This is a genomic window from Extibacter sp. GGCC_0201, from assembly GCF_017566055.1.
GTDB lineage: Bacteria > Bacillota > Clostridia > Lachnospirales > Lachnospiraceae > Extibacter.
In genome coordinates this window covers 1-206 of sequence record NZ_JABFCH010000312.1, presented here as the reverse complement: position 1 = coordinate 206, position 206 = coordinate 1, and the positions used below count along the sequence as shown (strand labels likewise).

Annotated in this window: 1 protein-coding gene; it reads right to left on the bottom strand. The window is 43.7% G+C overall.

Annotated features, from left to right (window positions below; translation table 11 throughout):
- On the bottom strand, nucleotides 1-206 hold a 206-nt coding region (locus HJV72_RS19650; protein WP_208073574.1), incomplete at both ends, for a hypothetical protein.

The window sequence follows — 206 nt, the reverse complement described above, 5'->3', positions numbered from 1 at the left end:
CGGAATGATCTTTTTGAATTTAGGCAGATACTCCTGAAAATGCGCCAGCACTTCCTGTCCCTTCCCGGAGCCGGTAGCCTCCACATGAGCTTTGATCATATGGTGCAGCTCCTGAATATCCGGCTTTGTCTCCACCTTTTCAATGGAAATCATTTCTTTATTCAAATTTTTGTACAGATCATTTTTCTCGTCCAGCACATAGGCAA